The 14,395-nt window shown below is 55.8% G+C and carries 14 protein-coding genes; 5 read left to right on the top strand and 9 right to left on the bottom strand.

Going from position 1 to position 14,395, the window contains the following annotated elements; all coding sequences use genetic code 11:
• Positions 1 to 52 precede the first annotated feature (52 nt).
• On the bottom strand, positions 53 to 3,262 hold the full coding sequence (locus QOL67_RS05905; protein ID WP_283425044.1) for an Ig-like domain-containing protein: 3,210 nt from the start codon (positions 3,260 to 3,262) through the stop codon (positions 53 to 55).
• A gap of 843 nt (positions 3,263 to 4,105) precedes the next feature.
• On the opposite strand from QOL67_RS05905, the gene QOL67_RS05900 reads away from it, so the two are divergent.
• The 3 genes from QOL67_RS05900 (at position 4,106) to QOL67_RS05890 (ending at position 7,390) form a co-directional block, all read left to right on the top strand.
• Entirely contained in the window at positions 4,106 to 5,221 is a 1,116-nt protein-coding gene (locus tag QOL67_RS05900; protein WP_283425043.1) for a porin, read from the top strand.
• A 283-nt stretch (positions 5,222 to 5,504) separates the two neighbouring features.
• Positions 5,505 to 6,839 carry a trigger factor gene (gene tig / locus QOL67_RS05895; protein ID WP_283425042.1) on the top strand — a complete coding sequence of 445 codons (1,335 nt, stop codon included), beginning with the start codon at positions 5,505 to 5,507 and terminating at the stop codon, positions 6,837 to 6,839.
• Positions 6,840 to 6,976: 137 nt separating this feature from the next.
• A complete protein-coding gene (locus QOL67_RS05890; protein ID WP_283425041.1) occupies positions 6,977 to 7,390 on the top strand; it encodes a DUF1330 domain-containing protein in 414 nt (137 codons plus the stop codon).
• 48 nt (positions 7,391 to 7,438) lie between these two features.
• Here QOL67_RS05890 and QOL67_RS05885 read toward each other — a convergent pair whose 3' ends face one another.
• The 6 genes from QOL67_RS05885 to rpsF all read right to left on the bottom strand — a co-directional run bounded on the left by QOL67_RS05885 (position 7,439) and on the right by rpsF (position 11,041).
• Positions 7,439 to 8,671, bottom strand: a complete 1,233-nt coding sequence (locus tag QOL67_RS05885; RefSeq protein WP_283425040.1) for an HlyD family secretion protein — start codon at positions 8,669 to 8,671, stop codon at positions 7,439 to 7,441.
• Positions 8,672 to 8,674: 3 nt separating this feature from the next.
• Entirely contained in the window at positions 8,675 to 9,091 is a 417-nt protein-coding gene (locus tag QOL67_RS05880) for a hypothetical protein (protein WP_283425039.1), read from the bottom strand.
• Positions 9,092 to 9,163: 72 nt separating this feature from the next.
• On the bottom strand, positions 9,164 to 9,637 hold the full coding sequence (locus QOL67_RS05875) for a lytic transglycosylase domain-containing protein (RefSeq protein ID WP_283425038.1): 474 nt from the start codon (positions 9,635 to 9,637) through the stop codon (positions 9,164 to 9,166).
• A gap of 156 nt (positions 9,638 to 9,793) precedes the next feature.
• The gene (gene rplI, locus QOL67_RS05870; protein ID WP_283425037.1) at positions 9,794 to 10,420 is read right to left on the bottom strand and encodes a 50S ribosomal protein L9; all 627 of its coding nucleotides are present in this window, start codon (positions 10,418 to 10,420) and stop codon (positions 9,794 to 9,796) included.
• A 12-nt stretch (positions 10,421 to 10,432) separates the two neighbouring features.
• Positions 10,433 to 10,660, bottom strand: a complete 228-nt coding sequence (gene rpsR / locus QOL67_RS05865) for a 30S ribosomal protein S18 (RefSeq protein WP_081531369.1) — start codon at positions 10,658 to 10,660, stop codon at positions 10,433 to 10,435.
• Positions 10,661 to 10,684: 24 nt separating this feature from the next.
• Positions 10,685 to 11,041, bottom strand: a complete 357-nt coding sequence (gene rpsF / locus QOL67_RS05860; RefSeq protein WP_283425036.1) for a 30S ribosomal protein S6 — start codon at positions 11,039 to 11,041, stop codon at positions 10,685 to 10,687.
• A gap of 332 nt (positions 11,042 to 11,373) precedes the next feature.
• Between rpsF and QOL67_RS05855 the strand changes: the two genes are divergently transcribed.
• On the top strand, positions 11,374 to 11,868 hold the full coding sequence (locus QOL67_RS05855) for a hypothetical protein (protein ID WP_283425035.1): 495 nt from the start codon (positions 11,374 to 11,376) through the stop codon (positions 11,866 to 11,868).
• A 175-nt stretch (positions 11,869 to 12,043) separates the two neighbouring features.
• Positions 12,044 to 12,625 carry a YceI family protein gene (locus tag QOL67_RS05850; RefSeq protein WP_283425034.1) on the top strand — a complete coding sequence of 194 codons (582 nt, stop codon included), beginning with the start codon at positions 12,044 to 12,046 and terminating at the stop codon, positions 12,623 to 12,625.
• A 73-nt stretch (positions 12,626 to 12,698) separates the two neighbouring features.
• On the opposite strand, the gene QOL67_RS05845 is transcribed toward QOL67_RS05850, so the two are convergent.
• Both QOL67_RS05845 and QOL67_RS05840 read right to left on the bottom strand, forming a co-directional pair.
• Complete coding sequence (locus QOL67_RS05845) at positions 12,699 to 12,905, bottom strand: hypothetical protein (protein WP_283425033.1); 207 nt, start codon at positions 12,903 to 12,905, stop codon at positions 12,699 to 12,701.
• Between the two features lie 138 nt (positions 12,906 to 13,043).
• Positions 13,044 to 14,243: a cytochrome b/b6 domain-containing protein gene (locus QOL67_RS05840; RefSeq protein ID WP_283425032.1), complete on the bottom strand. Its 1,200-nt coding sequence runs from the start codon at positions 14,241 to 14,243 to the stop codon at positions 13,044 to 13,046.
• Positions 14,244 to 14,395 lie beyond the last annotated feature (152 nt).

Raw genomic sequence — 14,395 nt, 5'->3', positions numbered from 1 at the left:
TTCCGGAGCTTTGAATTTGCGTGGGGCGGCCCGTGGCCGCCCCAGACGATCATCAGATGATGACGTTGATGTCTTGGTCGACGATCAGGGTCACGCCGTCGTTGCCCACCGTGTAGACATCATAGGCCTCGCCTTCAATGTCGACAGTTTGGGTGGTTTTGGTGGCGTCGGTAACGGTGATCTGGTCATCCGCACCGCCGTGGATTGTGAGCGTGTCGGAGGTATCCGACAGGTCTTTGATCTGCGCTTCGGTCAGGGTCAGGTTGGCATCAGAGGCGTAGTCAAGTTCGATGCCTTCGATGTTGAAGTTGCCTGCCGCCGCATGATCCAACGTGCCTGCGTTGGTGACGTTGTCATCCAGTACCAGAAGCGTGTCTGACTGGTTGCCCGCGTCATCGGTGGAGGCGATCACCAAGTGAGTGCCGTCAGAGGCTTTGGGATTGAGCACATAGAGTGACTCGTCACCTCCCAGGGCCACTTCAGTGGTGGAAAGCTCGGCAGTGGAGCCGTCTTGGTTGAGCGCGTGCACCTCGTAGTCCTGGTTCTCCGTGCTGAGAGACAGGGAGGTCACGTCATCATCGGAGAAGGTCACCGATTGAACCACCGGGTTGGTGATCTCGGTGTCCACCGCGAAAGTGGCGTTGGCAGTGGCTGTGTTGCCTGCCGCATCGGTCACTGAAAGCGTGGCGTTGGCGGTGTAAGTGCCTTCGGCCAGAGCGCCGTTCTCATAGGTTACAAACCAATTGCCGGAGGCGTCGGAAGTTGTGCTGCGCACAACGCCGTCGACTGTCACAACCACTGAGGAGTTTGGTTCTGTTGTGCCTTCGAGGACCACGCCACCCTGCATCTGCGCTGCATTCACAGGCGCAGCAAACACACCTGCGGAGAGGTCCACGTTGATCGAGGTAGCGGTGTCCACATGAATTGTGGAGTTGGCTGTGGCTGTGTTGCCAGCCGCATCGGTTGCGGTCACGGTCACGGGGGCATCATATTCGCCTTGTGGGATATCGGCGGCGGTGAAGTTCGCCACCCAAGTGCCGTTGCCTGCGGCGGTCACGGTGCGGGTTGCGCCCGCGATCTGCACAACCACGTTGCTGCCCGCGTCTGCGGTGCCGGTGAGGCTCAGGCCGCCTGCGACCTCAGCGGCGTTGGCGATGTCGTCGCCACCAGCCTGACCAGCATTGATGCCTGCGGCCAATTCGGTGTCCACAGCCACGGTGCCTGTGGTGGTTGCCGTGTTGCCAGCCGCATCGGTTGCAGCGATAGAGACCGTGCTGTTGTAGGTGCCTTGTGGGATTTCATCCGCCGAGAAGGTCGCTGCCCAAGTGCCGTTTGCGGCGGTGGTCACCGTGTGGGTCACACCTTCCATGGTCACAGCCACAGACGATCCTGGCTCGGCAGTACCGGTCAGGGAGAAGCCTCCAGCCACTTCGCTCGCGTTGGCAGTGTTGTCGCCACCGAGCTGGCTTGCGTCCATCGCGGCTGAGATTTCAGTGTCCACGCGGAAGCTGTCAGAGGTGGAAGTCACATTGCCTGCCAGATCGGTTGCAGTCACAGACACAGTGGTCTCGTAGGTGCCTTGTGGGATTTCACCGGCGGCAAAAGTGGCCGACCAGCTGCCATCGCCTGCGGCAGTGACAGTGTGGGTTACGCCTTCGACGGTTACAGCCACAGACGAGCCTGCCTCTGCGGTGCCGGTCAGTGTCACGCCGGCAGCAGCCTCAGCGGCGTTCACGATGTCATCCCCTGCAATTGGAGAGGTGATGGTCGCATGGCCTTCGGTGTCGATGTGAACTGTGAAGGTCTCAGTGTGGCTGTTGCCTGCAAGATCGGTTGCCGTGATCGAAACGGTGCTGTCATAGGTGCCCGTGCCAATGGCAGAGGCCGCAAAAGCTGAAGACCAAGTGCCGTCGCTTGCAACGGTCACGGTCTGGGTCACGCCTTCGAACTGAATTGAGAGTGACGATCCTGCTTCGCCAGTGCCGGAAAGCACAACCCCATCAGAGGCTTCTGCGGCGTTGATGACGTTGTCACCTTCGACAATACCCATGTCCACGCCCGGGGCAATGGTGTCCACTTCCAGCGTGTCAGTCACGGTGGTGACGTTGCCACGATCATCCGTCGAAGTGATGGTGACGTCGGTGGTGTATTCGCCGGTGGACAGCTCAGAAGAGTCAAAGGTTACGGACCATGTGCCATCGTCCAGAACGGTGGTGGTCTGTGTGACGCCATCGATTTCCACGGTCAGAGACGCGCCAGCTTCGCCGGTGCCGCTGATCACATGGCCGGTGGTGTGTTCGTCTTCGTTCACGATGTCACCGGTGGAGACGGTGCCGTCCATGACAGAAACGTCTGGCGGGGTGGTGTCGATATCCACCGAAGGGCCGTCCAGATCGTAGACAGTGCCATCGGGGTCTTCAACGGTCACGCTGACGTCATAGTCGCCGTCGTCTGGCAGATCGCCAGGAACAAAAGTAACTTCGTAGGTGCCGTCATCGCCAATCGTGCCAGTGCCGGTTTCGTCGCCGATGGTCACAGTCACAGTGGAGCCCGGCGCGCCGGTACCGGTGATTGTCACGCTGTCGTCGCCGGTGCCGCCTACCAAACGTGGCACGTCGGCGTCGTCTACGGTTGGCGTGATTGTGGTGTCGTCGTCGTTCCCATCCGGATCGCCGTCGTCGCCATCATCGCCGTCGCCCCCACCATCATCGCCGCTTCCGTCACCATCTGAACCGTCGTCGCCATCAGAGCCATCATCGTCACTTCCGGTGCCGTCATCCCCGTCGCCACCCAGCGTGGAAGCCACAGCTGCGGCGCCGCCAACACCCAGAAGACCGGGAACCAAACCTGCAATCGGGGCCACAAGTGGAGCCACCACGGGTTCAACACGTTCTAGGTCGAGGAACGCCAATTGGTCGTATTCGCTCCATTTGTCGGTCATGGAGATGGCATCATACTGAGCAAAATACTGGTCGTTAATCGGATCGCCGAGCTCAACCGCCTGAATTTGCCCGTCTTTGGAGAGCAGCAGTTCGCGCTCATCGCCAGAGAAGTAGTTTTCGAGCGTGATGGTTTCGCCGCTCACCAAGTGAATCACCAAATCACCGCCGTCATTCACATAACCGGCAACTTCGGAGGGGGAGAGGTTTAGGGAGACTTGCGAGGCTTGTTGAAGTGCAACAGTACCATTTGCTGCTTCTGCTGTTTGACCACGTACAACAACTCCGTCCGTACCGCGGACGGCATAACTATAACTACTCATGAATTTTACCGCTCTAGGTTGATCGGGCTTATGCCCTTGTTTGATTTGTTAAGACTATAAGTGTGACGGGTACGTAAGCCAATCACTTTTTTGCCACATTTGTATAAAACTAAGGGATTTCGTAGTTTTTGGACAACGGTTTTGGCCCGCCATTTGTAACCAAATGCCTTTGTTACGGTTTTCGGCGGAATTCTTGTGGGTGTGCTCAAGTATTTGTGGGTGAGAACCGTGCAGCACGCTTTAGTTAGGGTTAAATTGTGGCAGGTGCCAAAACTTTCACAGGGCCGTTTTAGTGCGAGATATATCTCCTTAAAGTTGAGTTAGTGGAATTCATAAGTCGACATTTGTGTTCTGTTCAGTGCCATGACACGGATTTGTGCGCTTCATCGTCGTGTCCGTGTGAGTTGCTTGGGCTATCAGAGAATATTGGCAAAAAAAGGCCTATTGAGGTGCTGCGACAAAAGAGGTTCCGCCTCTTGAATTCTAGGGCGCTGAAATCTCAGGGAAAATGAGAAAAACGGAGACTTCTTCCCCCATTGTCGTGCCGTATATTTCCGAGAGATCAGGCCAAAAATCTGCGAATTTGCGCCTTTGTGCAAAAAGGTGCTTATTATCGGCTAAAATCAGCCTGTTGACGCGTTTGTCATTTGGAGGTGAGCGTCTTAGACGCCAAGTGGTCTATTGTCGTGGAGCGCCAGAGGTGGCGTCTTGGAGGGAGCGGTGATCTGTTTCTTGTCGGCAATTGACTGTTGAGTGGAGATCCGAGGATTGGCTGGTCGTGCGGCTGGTTTCGGGTTCATAGCAAGTCCCCAATCAAGCAAATGGGGAACATGGAGACAAACGATGGTTGGATTTAAACAATCAGTGTGGATTGCGCCAATGGCTTTGGTCGCGGGCAGTGTGGCAATGACGTCAACGGCGTCAGCGCAAGAGGGGTTTCGGTTCTACGGATTTTTGAATGGTGCTGTTACTAGTGTGGATGATGGTGTCCAAAAACGTAACGAGTTCAGCGACAACAGCAATGCGCCAAGCCGGATTGGCGCCTGGTATGAAATGGGGACCGCGGGCGGGACTCTGAAATTCAACTTCGAAACCGCTTTGGGTTTTCGAGGAACTTCCAACTTAAGCATGACGTCCGATGACGACTTCTTTGATTGGGAAAAAACGGATATTCGTAAGTTTGAAGCGATTTACGAAACCGATCGCTTTGGGACGTTCTACTTGGGTCAAGGTTCCATGGCGGCGGATGGTATTTCCGGTGGCACTGACCTGTCTGGTACCGACCTGTCTGGTACTGTTGCCGTGGCGGATACCGCGGGCGGCTTTGCGTTCCAGCCAACAGCTGGTGGTGCGGCGGGTCCAACCATTGGCGATGTGTTCAAAGACTTTGACGGTAGCCGCAAGGGCCGTGTGCGCTATGACTCGCCAAGTTTTGGCGGGTTTGTGGTATCTGCATCGGCAGGGACGGAAATCCTGAAGGATAATGACGACACCAATTTCTATGATGTGGCGCTGCGGTATGGCGCCGATCTTGGTGACACAACTATGCGGGCTACGTTGTCCTACGCACAAACCGATGGCGCCTCAGACGATTCAAAATCAGTGGTGGGGTCTGTAGGGGCATTGCACAATCCGACCGGCATTAGCGGGACTGTTTCTCTTGGTCAGAACGATCGAGACAGTGGCCGGAAGAGCGACTACGTTTATGCCAAGCTGGGCTATCAGCGCGATTGGTTCAGCTTTGGTCGCACCCACCTGTCAGTTGACGCTTACCGGGGTAACGACATGGCGTCTGTTGGTGACAAATCGGTCAGCTATGGCTTTGAGGCGGTGCAGAAGATCGACAATGCCAATGTGGACCTGTTCTTTAGCTACCACCAGCACGGCTACGACGTGACCACTGGCACCACATACAACGATGTGGATGCCTATATGCTGGGCGCGCGCTGGAGCTTCTGATTCAGATGAATTGAGAGTTGACGGAGAAAGGCGGCCCTTGGGTCGCCTTTTTTTAAAGGCTACGTCTGCGGTTTCTTGCCGTGGGTTGTCGTGGGTAAGGATGTGATCTGGCGGGCTTTCTTGCAGGCGGGATCATCGGTTTGCTTATACAGGGCTTCAGATCCTGTGTTTTGAGGGCAAATGGCCCTTGCGCCGCCCCTCAGGGACCACTAGAAGAGCACAAATTTTTCTCGACTGCGCGCGGACTCATTGTATCGTGCGCCGCTACTTATGGGGATTCCCGATGCAGGTTACTGAAACGCTGAACGAAGGTCTGAAACGCGGCTACACCATCAAGGTGGAAGCAGCTGAACTGACCGCGACTGTGAACGACAAGCTGAAAGAAGCTCAGCCGGAAATCGAAATGAAAGGTTTCCGCAAAGGCAAAGTGCCTATGCCGCTTCTGAAAAAACAGTATGGCGAGCGTCTGCTGGGTGAAGCAATGCAGGAAACCATCGATGGTGCGATGAACAAGCACTTCGAAGAGTCCGGTGACCGTCCTGCGATGCAGCCAAAAGTCGAAATGAAAGACGGCGAAAACTGGAAAGAAGGCGACGACGTAGAAGTCGAGATGTCTTATGAGGCACTGCCAGAAATTCCAGAAGTTGACCTGAAAGGCATCAAGCTGGAAAAAATGGTTGTGAAAGCAGCCGAAGCCGATGTTGACGAAGCGCTGGCCAACCTGGCCGAAACCGCGCAGGATTTCAAAGCCCGCAAAAAAGGCTCCAAAGCCAAAGACGGCGACCAGGTTGTCATGGACTTCGTAGGCCGCATCGACGGCGAAGCCTTTGACGGCGGTGCTGGCGAAGAGTTCCCACTGGTGCTGGGCTCCGGTCAGTTCATCCCTGGCTTTGAAGAGCAGCTGGTTGGTGTGAAAGCCGAAGAAGAAAAAGACGTGACCGTGAACTTCCCAGAAGAGTACGGCGCTGAAAACCTGGCTGGCAAAGAGGCTGTGTTTGCTTGTGTCATCAAGGAAGTGAAAGAGCCGGTTGCTGCGGAAATCAACGACGAGCTGGCCACCAAATTTGGCGCCGAAGACCTGGCTGGTCTGAAAACTCAGGTGACTGAACGTCTGGAAGCGGAATACGCCGGTGCGGCACGTGCCGTGACCAAGCGTGGCCTGCTGGATGCACTGGACAAACTGGTATCCTTCGATCTGCCACCATCCCTGGTAGAAGCGGAAGCTGGCCAGATTGCACACCAGCTGTGGCACGAAGAGAACCCTGAGGTGGAAGGCCACGACCACCCAGAAATCGAGCCAACAGACGAGCACAATGCACTGGCTGAACGCCGCGTACGTCTGGGCCTGCTGCTGGCAGAGCTGGGTCAGAAAGCCGAGGTTGAAGTGACCGACGCAGAGATGACCCAAGCGATCATGAACCAGGCACGTCAGTACCCGGGTCAAGAGCGTCAGTTCTTTGAGTTTGTTCAGCAGAACCAGCAGATGCAGCAGCAGATGCGTGCGCCAATCTTTGAAGACAAAGTTGTCGACTATGTCTTTGAACTGGCTGAGATGACAGACAAAGAGGTCTCCAAAGACGACCTGCAAAAAGCCGTAGAGGCACTGGACGAAGAATAAGTCCAACCCCCAGTAAAATGGGACAGTGAGAGGCCGCTCCAAATTGGGGCGGCCTTTTTTGTTGCACGCGTGACGGGGCGGCAGAGTTGACGTTGTGTCGCCATCCGGTTTGCTTGGTCTCAAGAAGAGGAGCACTCATGGGATACACAACATTCGACAAGGCCGGGTATGACGCGTTTAAGGCCAATGATCGTGACGGGCCTGTGCATATGCTGAACTTGGTCAAGCTACGCGCGCAGGCAGAGTATGCGGATGGACGCGTGGCAACCGGGGAGGAGGCCTATGCAGCGTATGGGCGCGAGAGCATGGCGACCTTTGCCAAGCTGGGCGGCAAGATCATCTGGCGTGGCGACATGGAACAGATGCTGATTGGGCCGGAGAAACAGTGGGATCTGTGTTTTATCGCGGAGTACCCAAGCGTTGAGGCGTTTACCTCCATGCATAAATACCCAGAATATCGCGCGGCGGTGGTGCATCGACAGGCCGCGGTGGAAGACAGCCGGTTGATCCGGATGGCGCCCAAAGATTTGGGCGGGAATTTTGGGGAATAATATTGCCCCGGCCAAAGGCCGGGGCTTTTGCTTTGCAAAGGTATGGGGTCAGTGCCCTGACAGCACCAATGTGTTGACCGGCAGCAACAAGGCCTGAATGCGGAGGATCGCCGCATGCGCAATGCCAACCGCATCAATCGCGTGTAGGGCAATCCACTGCATTGTACCAACGTCAGGATCGCCCAAGCGATCATGGTTGTTGGTGTAGAGATTGGCGATGCATTTACTGCCCGGCGGAATATGCGCGGTGGTGTTTGGGTACAACGGCTCCAGCGCCACGGTGACCGTGCCAGGTTTGGCGTACTCCTGTATGTCGACAAGACGATCAGTTGGTCGGAATTGACCGGCTGGGATCACGTCTTGCACAAGAACGACCACCATAGGCACAATCCGCATGGGAGAAGAGAGGCAGGTGATTTCGGCAAGCATGCCTTCGTGAATGACCTGGCGGTTGATCTGAGCAAAGCCTGCTTGAAACCGGTTTACGCCAGAGCCTTTGGGGATCAGGATACCTGCCGGGCGCAGAAGTGGATTAACATAGTCACCTACTTGTAGGTCAAATTGTTGAATTTGCCCATCGACCCCCGCCACAACTGTAAGCTTGTCGATTTCGGTCTCTGCCTGATTGAGAGATGCTTCTGCGCTGTCTTTTTGAGCCGGGTATTGGGTGTTGATGCGCGTTTCAACTGTGTGCTGATTGGAGAGGGCGGCTTCCAGTGCACCTTCTCGTTCGGCAACGGTGTTTTCCAAGCGTTCCACTTCGCGTGCGGTCACAGCAGGGGAGTTTTGTTTGAACAATGTGACCTTACGGCGTTGTTCATCCAGGGATTGTTCCAGAGCGGCTTCGGCTTGATCCACAATGGCTTCGGCGGAATCGAGTTCCGATTGGGACACCGCAATCAGGGCATCAATTTCCGAAATGCGTGCGCGGGCAGTAGCAGCCGCTGCTTCTTGACTGGCGCCGTCGAGGCGGAAAATGGGATCGCCTTTTTTCAGATATTGCTCGTTCTTGATGTAGACCTCCGCCACGCGCCCCCCTCCCTCTGAGACAACTGTGACAGTGCGGAAATAGGAGATCACATTGGTTGTGGATGGGTGATAATAGAACACCACGGTGATCAGGCTTAGTGTCAAGAGAAGGCAGGTGGTCAGCCCCCATCGCAACTCGTACCACAACGTGTAAATGGTGATTTCCTGTCCCCAGCGCTTGCCTTGTTTAAATCGGCGGTAGAGCCAATCAGGAAGGATGGTGATCATTGAGCAGAACAGAAATTCCAGCATGGATCAGACCTCCTTCTCAGTGGTTGGCATCGGGGTGGCGACGTCCTGCGGCGGTTGAGCGCCTTTTTGGCCGCTTATGTTTTCCAACGCGCTTGCAATGCGTCGCAAAGGTTCAAGTAAATCTGGTAGGTTGATGCCAGCCAAAAGTAGGGCGAGGATCCAGAACAGATTGTTGTGGGTGAAGAGCGCCAAAAGGGCCAGTACACTGACGATTTGCATTTGCGCCGCGCCGACCCCATGCGCCATTTGCTCTGGTAAGGCATGTAAACGCAAATAGAGAATGCCGAGACTGACAAACAACGCCACGACAAAAAATGCCATTGCGGTCATAAACGGGTCGCCCGTGGCTGGATCGGGCATCCATCCCGGGATGAAATGCGGCGCCATGGGGTGCAATTCAGTGCTGGCAGCGGTGGCCACGGCAGCTCTCCTCAAAGTTAGTCATTCAATAGAGAAGGAGCCTAAGGCGAGTTTTCAAAGATGCCAAGCTTGCTACGGACGCAAACCGGTTTCTTTCAGCAATCCAGCGGCTTTGGCTTCGGGGTAGTAACCTTTGGCGTAGAGGAAGACGGAACGGTCGTAGTTGCCTTTGGCAACCATGTAGGCACCGCGCAGGTATTTTACGGCGTAGGTGAGGTTGGTTTCCGCATCCAAAAGCCCTTGGCGGCCGCCGGTGTAGCCCATGCCGCGCGCGGTGGGCAGTTGGATCTGCATCAAGCCAATGTTGGGGCCGTTGGTGGCCCAGGGACGGTGAGTGCTTTCGCGGATGATCACACGTTGCACCAGATCGCGGGGAACTTCGTAGTGATCAGCCCATTTGTTGATCAGCGCGCGTAGCTCCGGCGTTTCGTTTGGGTAAAGCGGGGGATTATAGGATTTGGCGTCCGGCTCAGATCGGCCACAAGTGGCAAGCGGGAGGCTGGCCAGCATAAAGAGGGCAGTGCGGCGGGTGAACAAACGGGACATGAGGCCTCCAGTGAAAGGGTTGGCGCCAGTATGGCTTTTGTGACTGTGAAGGGAAGGTCTCAGTAAGGGATGCGCGGTATCTTGCGGACCTGCATAGAAAAAGCCGCGCCCAGGTGCACCCGGACGCGGCTCTGCGAATTCTTCGCGGTGAAGTGCTTACTGCTCTTCGGCAGGCGCTTCTTCAGCTTCGGCCGCAGCCGGAGCGAAATCATCGTCATCGTCAGACGCTGCAGCACCGATATCGTCGAACAGTTCGGCGATTTCGAATTCTGCTTCAGCTTCTGCTTCCGCGGCCAGTTCCTGAATGGATTTGCCAGAGGCCTGAAGCTCAGCTTCTTCCTCAGAGCGCGCCACATTCATGTCGATGGTCACGTCGACCTCAGGGTGCAGCAGTACGTGTACTGTGTGCAGGCCCAGGTCTTTGATCGGCTTGGCAAGAACAACCTGTTTCTTGTCAACGGTGAAACCAGCAGCCGTGGCTGCATCAGCGGCGTCACGTGGGGTGACGGAGCCGTACAGGGCACCAGCGTCAGACGCGGAGCGAATCACGATGAACTGCTGTCCATCGAGTTTCTCTGCCATTGCTTCGGCTTCTTTTTTGGTTTCCAGGTTGTTCGCTTCGAGCTGCGCTTTTTGCGCTTCGAAGGAGGCGATGTTCGCTTTGGAGGCGGTCAGCGCTTTGCCCTGGGGAAGAAGGAAGTTACGAGCAAAGCCCGGCTTCACGTCAACAACTTCACCCATTTGGCCGAGCTTGGCCACACGTTCCAGAAGGATAACTTGCATGTCAGTGTCTCCTTACTTCACGGCGTATGGAAGCAGAGCGAGGAAGCGCGCGCGTTTGATTGCACGGCTCAGCTCACGCTGTTTCTTGGCGGACACGGCTGTGATGCGCGAAGGCACAATCTTGCCACGCTCAGAGATGTAGCGTTGCAGCAGCTTGGTGTCTTTATAATCGATCTTCGGCGCGTTCTCACCCGAGAAAGGGCAGACTTTGCGACGGCGGAAAAATGGTTTTGCAGCCATAACTTATTGTCCTTTCCTAAGTGATTAGTTGCGGCGTTCGCGACGGTTGTCACGCTCGTCACGTTTCTGCATCTGGATCGACGGACCTTCAGGGTGTTCGTCAACTTTGATGGTCAGAACGCGCATTACGTCATCATGCAAGCGCATCAGGCGTTCCATTTCCTGAACCGCGGCGGATGGCGCGTCGGTCTTCAGGAAGGCATAGTGGCCTTTGCGGTTCTTGTTGATTTTGTAGGCCATGGTCTTCACGCCCCAGTACTCGGACTCAACAACGGACCCGCCGTTGTCAGCCACAACAGTGCTGAAGTGTTCCACGAGGCTTTCGGCTTGCGCGTTGGACAGATCCTGGCGCGAGATGAAAACATGCTCATACAGTGGCATGTGCTCTCCATTCAATTATAGGCGCATTTCAAAGAGCGGGGTTTCTCAGTCCTTCTGCCCCCACCCACGAGAGACTGCGCGGTTCAAGCTTTTGCAAAAGGATGGCGCTGTATAGCCGAAATTGGGGGGAGCGCAAGCCTTGTGTGTAAGGTTAACCAAGGTTTTTGCGTGGGTCAGTGATGCTGCAAAATTGGCAACACAACAAGGGCAATGAGCACGAGGATTTCGTTAATCCGCCGCAATCCTGCCCGATTTCACACCGAAGGTCTGAGCAACCGGTGGAGAAGCCGTTGGGATAAAGGCCCAAAAGGGGCAATTAGGAGAGTGGGATTATGGTGGCGCTGACCAATTTTGCAAACGAGACACGGTCTTGTGTGACACGGGTTGAGGGCAAGCGCCCGTCGCTGTCTGTGCGCGCGTCGTCGATGGTGTTTGGCTGTGCGTTTATCACGGCCGGCGTGGGGCTTTGGTTGATGCCAGGCCCGGACCTGACGCCAGCGATCCTTTTGGCCAAGATGGGTGTGTCAATTCTTTTGGTGACCGGCGGCGTGGGCATGACCCAAGTTGCCACCGACAAGCCGCGCAAAGAGCTGCATTTTGACGAACGCAATGAGCAACTGCTGGTCTACGAAGGTTTGCCACGTGGGCGCAAACATGTGCTGCAGGCGATCAGCTACGAAGACATTGGCCGCGTGGATGTCAGCGATTCCTCTCTGATGGTGATGGATGGCAACGGCGAAGCCATGGTGACCTTGCCAATCGATGGCAATCACGCGCGTTTGGATGCCATTGCACAACTGCGCAGTCAGTCGATTTTGCCGGGCTGAGCAAAAACTTGCGCAACCAAGTCTGAAGGCCGCCGAGTGTGCGGCCATTTTGCTGTGAGATCACGCGATTGTTCATGCGTGCACAGAATATGTGGGTTTACTGCGAATTGCCGCACAGCGTTGAATGGGCACATTGGTTCTATCAGAAATTAAACATGTCTTCAGGAGACACCCAATGAAACGCACCCTTCTTGCCGCTGGTTTGGCATTTGCCGCCGCTTCCGCCACCCCAGCTTTTGCGGCGCCGGAAAAATACATGCTGGACTCCGGCCACAGCCAGATCCTGTTCTCGTACAACCACCTGGGATACTCCACGACTTGGGGGCTGTTCTCCGGCTTTGAAGGCGAGATCATGTTTGATCAGGAAGACCCGGCCAATAGCTCGGTTGCCGTGTCCATGCCTGTACAATCCATGTGGACAGGTTGGGAAAAGCGCGACGCGCACCTGATGAGCCCGGATTTCTTTGACGCCAGTGACGATGAGATGGTGAGCTTCACCTCCACGGGCATCGAAGTAACAGGCGAGACCACCGCCAACATCACTGGTGATTTGACCATCAACGGCGTGACAAAATCGGTTGTGCTGGATGCGCAGCTGAACACCGCAAGTGAGCACCCAATGGCGAAGAAGCCTTGGGCGGGTTTCAACGCGACAACCACGCTGAAACGCACCGAGTTTGATGTTGGCAACTTCGCGCCATTTGTAAGCGACGAAGTGACTGTGCAGATTTCAGTTGAGGCGATGAAGGCTGAGTAAGCCTGATTGCCCATCACTCACAGAAAGGGTCGCCCGGTTGGGCGGCCCTTTTTTGTTAGCTTTGGCGTGCAGGCTAAGGGGTTGTCTTGCTTTGAATTGCGATGTCGAGCGTGTCGTTGTTGATGTCCATCACGCCTTCAACCTCAATATTGGCAGGTGTATTTTCCGTTAGAACATCAATCACCTGATCTTCTAATCCGCCGTCAACGAAGTAGATGTAGAAAGCTTGAGCAGCTTCATCAGAACCATGACCAACAAATGTAAATGTTACTTTTCGCATGGGTAAAAATCCTCAACTAATACGGAGCCATCAGCTCTGATTTCGAGATCATCACGGTCCCGTCTGCAAGTAAATCTATTGTTGAATGCGAAAAGGTCGCCCAGAGGAGCGACCTTTGTCTTGTTCTGGAGGTGGTGGTTAATTGTTGCGCGTTGCTTTCAAAGCCACAGTCACATCCACGCCAAAGCCCAGCGAGCTTTCATCTGTCATGTCGTCACCCACATGGAAGGCGCGACGATCGAGAGAGACTGCGCCGGTCATGTCAGCGGTGTCGCCATCCAGTGCGAGCTCAAAGGGCAGGTCCAGCGGTACAGCGTGGCCGTTTATGGTGAGTGTGCCTTTGGCGATGTAGCCGGTCTCGGCTGGCAGCAGGTCAGCAGTGTAGGTGGCTGTGGGGAAGGCGGTGGCGTTGAGGTAGTCAGCACCTAAGGCTTGGTCGGTGACAGAGCCGAGCGTCAGAGAACCGATGGCGATGGTCACCGTGACGGAGCCGTGTGTGCCGTCGGTTGGTTCTTCATTGAAAGCAATTTCTGCGGTCCAGTCGGCAAATGTGCCTGTCACTTCAGCGCCAAATTGCTGCACGGCAATTTCCAATGTGCCGGATTGCACCTGCCATTCAGAGGAGACTTCGGCCAGCGCGGCAGTATCGGTGCGGTCTTCAGACGTGAAGAGGCCTGCGTTGGCGCCGATCACAAGAGCTACGGCCCAGACTGCCAGAGCGGTGAGGGCAGGGCGCAGATGGCCGGGTTGCTTGGCTGGCGGTTGTGGCAAGTCGGTGTGGCCGGGCAGCATGCGTTGTAGCGTCTTGTCGCGGTCGATGACAAAGTGTTTCAGCGCGCCAACAATGTGAGCAAGCAGGGTCAGCACCAGCACAATCATAAAGAGGAAATGCGCGCCGCCAAGAATGGCTGCGATGGTCGGGTCTTTGGGCACAAAGAACAGGGACTGACCAAAGGGCCACCAAATAGGGGCAAAGCCGGTGGTGGCGGCGTGGTGCATCCAGCCGGTGAGAGGCACAAGCACCATAGAGCCGTAGAGCACCCAATGGGCGGTTTCTGCGGCCAATGCCTCTAGGCCGTGATCGCCGTTGAGCAGTTTGGGGCGTGGCTGGGTGAACGCCCAGAGAATGCGCAGGAGTGCAGTGAAAAACGCGGTGAGACCCACGGTTTTGTGCAACGAGAAGAGGGTGGCCTTGAAGGCCAACTGCGCGCTGTCCTCATAAGGCGCGCGATAGGCGACAAAGCCGAGGATCAACGCAGAGAGGATTAGCAGAGCGGTGAGCCAGTGGAAGGTTTTGGCGACGGAGCCGTAGCGGAGAGCAGTGTTGCTGCGGGACATGGGAAACCTCTTGAAAATGTTGGGCTGAGATTGGGGTGTGTCGCCGTGCAAAGCAACTGGCGGTGGTGCACCTGAATTGTGCATTGATGCGCAGAGCGCCGCGGTTTCGGCGGATTTTTGCGCGTTCATGCAAGGGGCCGGAGCGGGGCGGG

Source organism: Shimia sagamensis, from assembly GCF_900182745.1.
GTDB classification, from domain to species: Bacteria; Pseudomonadota; Alphaproteobacteria; order Rhodobacterales; family Rhodobacteraceae; genus Shimia; species Shimia sagamensis.
Note: the sequence above shows the minus strand (reverse complement) of the source record. Positions and strands in the feature narration are given on the sequence as shown.

Excerpts from the sequence above, each read along its gene's own strand:
- rpsR (WP_081531369.1), bottom strand. The coding sequence starts at position 10,660 with ATGGCTGCAAAACCATTTTTCCGCCGTCGCAAAGTCTGCCCTTTCTCG.
- rpsF (WP_283425036.1), bottom strand. The coding sequence starts at position 11,041 with ATGCCACTGTATGAGCATGTTTTCATCTCGCGCCAGGATCTGTCCAAC.
- QOL67_RS05840 (WP_283425032.1), bottom strand. The coding sequence starts at position 14,243 with ATGTCCCGCAGCAACACTGCTCTCCGCTACGGCTCCGTCGCCAAAACC.
- rplI (WP_283425037.1), bottom strand. The coding sequence starts at position 10,420 with ATGCAAGTTATCCTTCTGGAACGTGTGGCCAAGCTCGGCCAAATGGGT.
- QOL67_RS05845 (WP_283425033.1), bottom strand. The coding sequence starts at position 12,905 with ATGCGAAAAGTAACATTTACATTTGTTGGTCATGGTTCTGATGAAGCT.
- QOL67_RS05855 (WP_283425035.1), top strand. The coding sequence starts at position 11,374 with ATGGTGGCGCTGACCAATTTTGCAAACGAGACACGGTCTTGTGTGACA.
- QOL67_RS05885 (WP_283425040.1), bottom strand. The coding sequence starts at position 8,671 with ATGCTGGAATTTCTGTTCTGCTCAATGATCACCATCCTTCCTGATTGG.
- tig (WP_283425042.1), top strand. The coding sequence starts at position 5,505 with ATGCAGGTTACTGAAACGCTGAACGAAGGTCTGAAACGCGGCTACACC.
- QOL67_RS05905 (WP_283425044.1), bottom strand. The coding sequence starts at position 3,262 with ATGAGTAGTTATAGTTATGCCGTCCGCGGTACGGACGGAGTTGTTGTA.
- QOL67_RS05900 (WP_283425043.1), top strand. The coding sequence starts at position 4,106 with ATGGTTGGATTTAAACAATCAGTGTGGATTGCGCCAATGGCTTTGGTC.
- QOL67_RS05875 (WP_283425038.1), bottom strand. The coding sequence starts at position 9,637 with ATGTCCCGTTTGTTCACCCGCCGCACTGCCCTCTTTATGCTGGCCAGC.
- QOL67_RS05850 (WP_283425034.1), top strand. The coding sequence starts at position 12,044 with ATGAAACGCACCCTTCTTGCCGCTGGTTTGGCATTTGCCGCCGCTTCC.
- QOL67_RS05890 (WP_283425041.1), top strand. The coding sequence starts at position 6,977 with ATGGGATACACAACATTCGACAAGGCCGGGTATGACGCGTTTAAGGCC.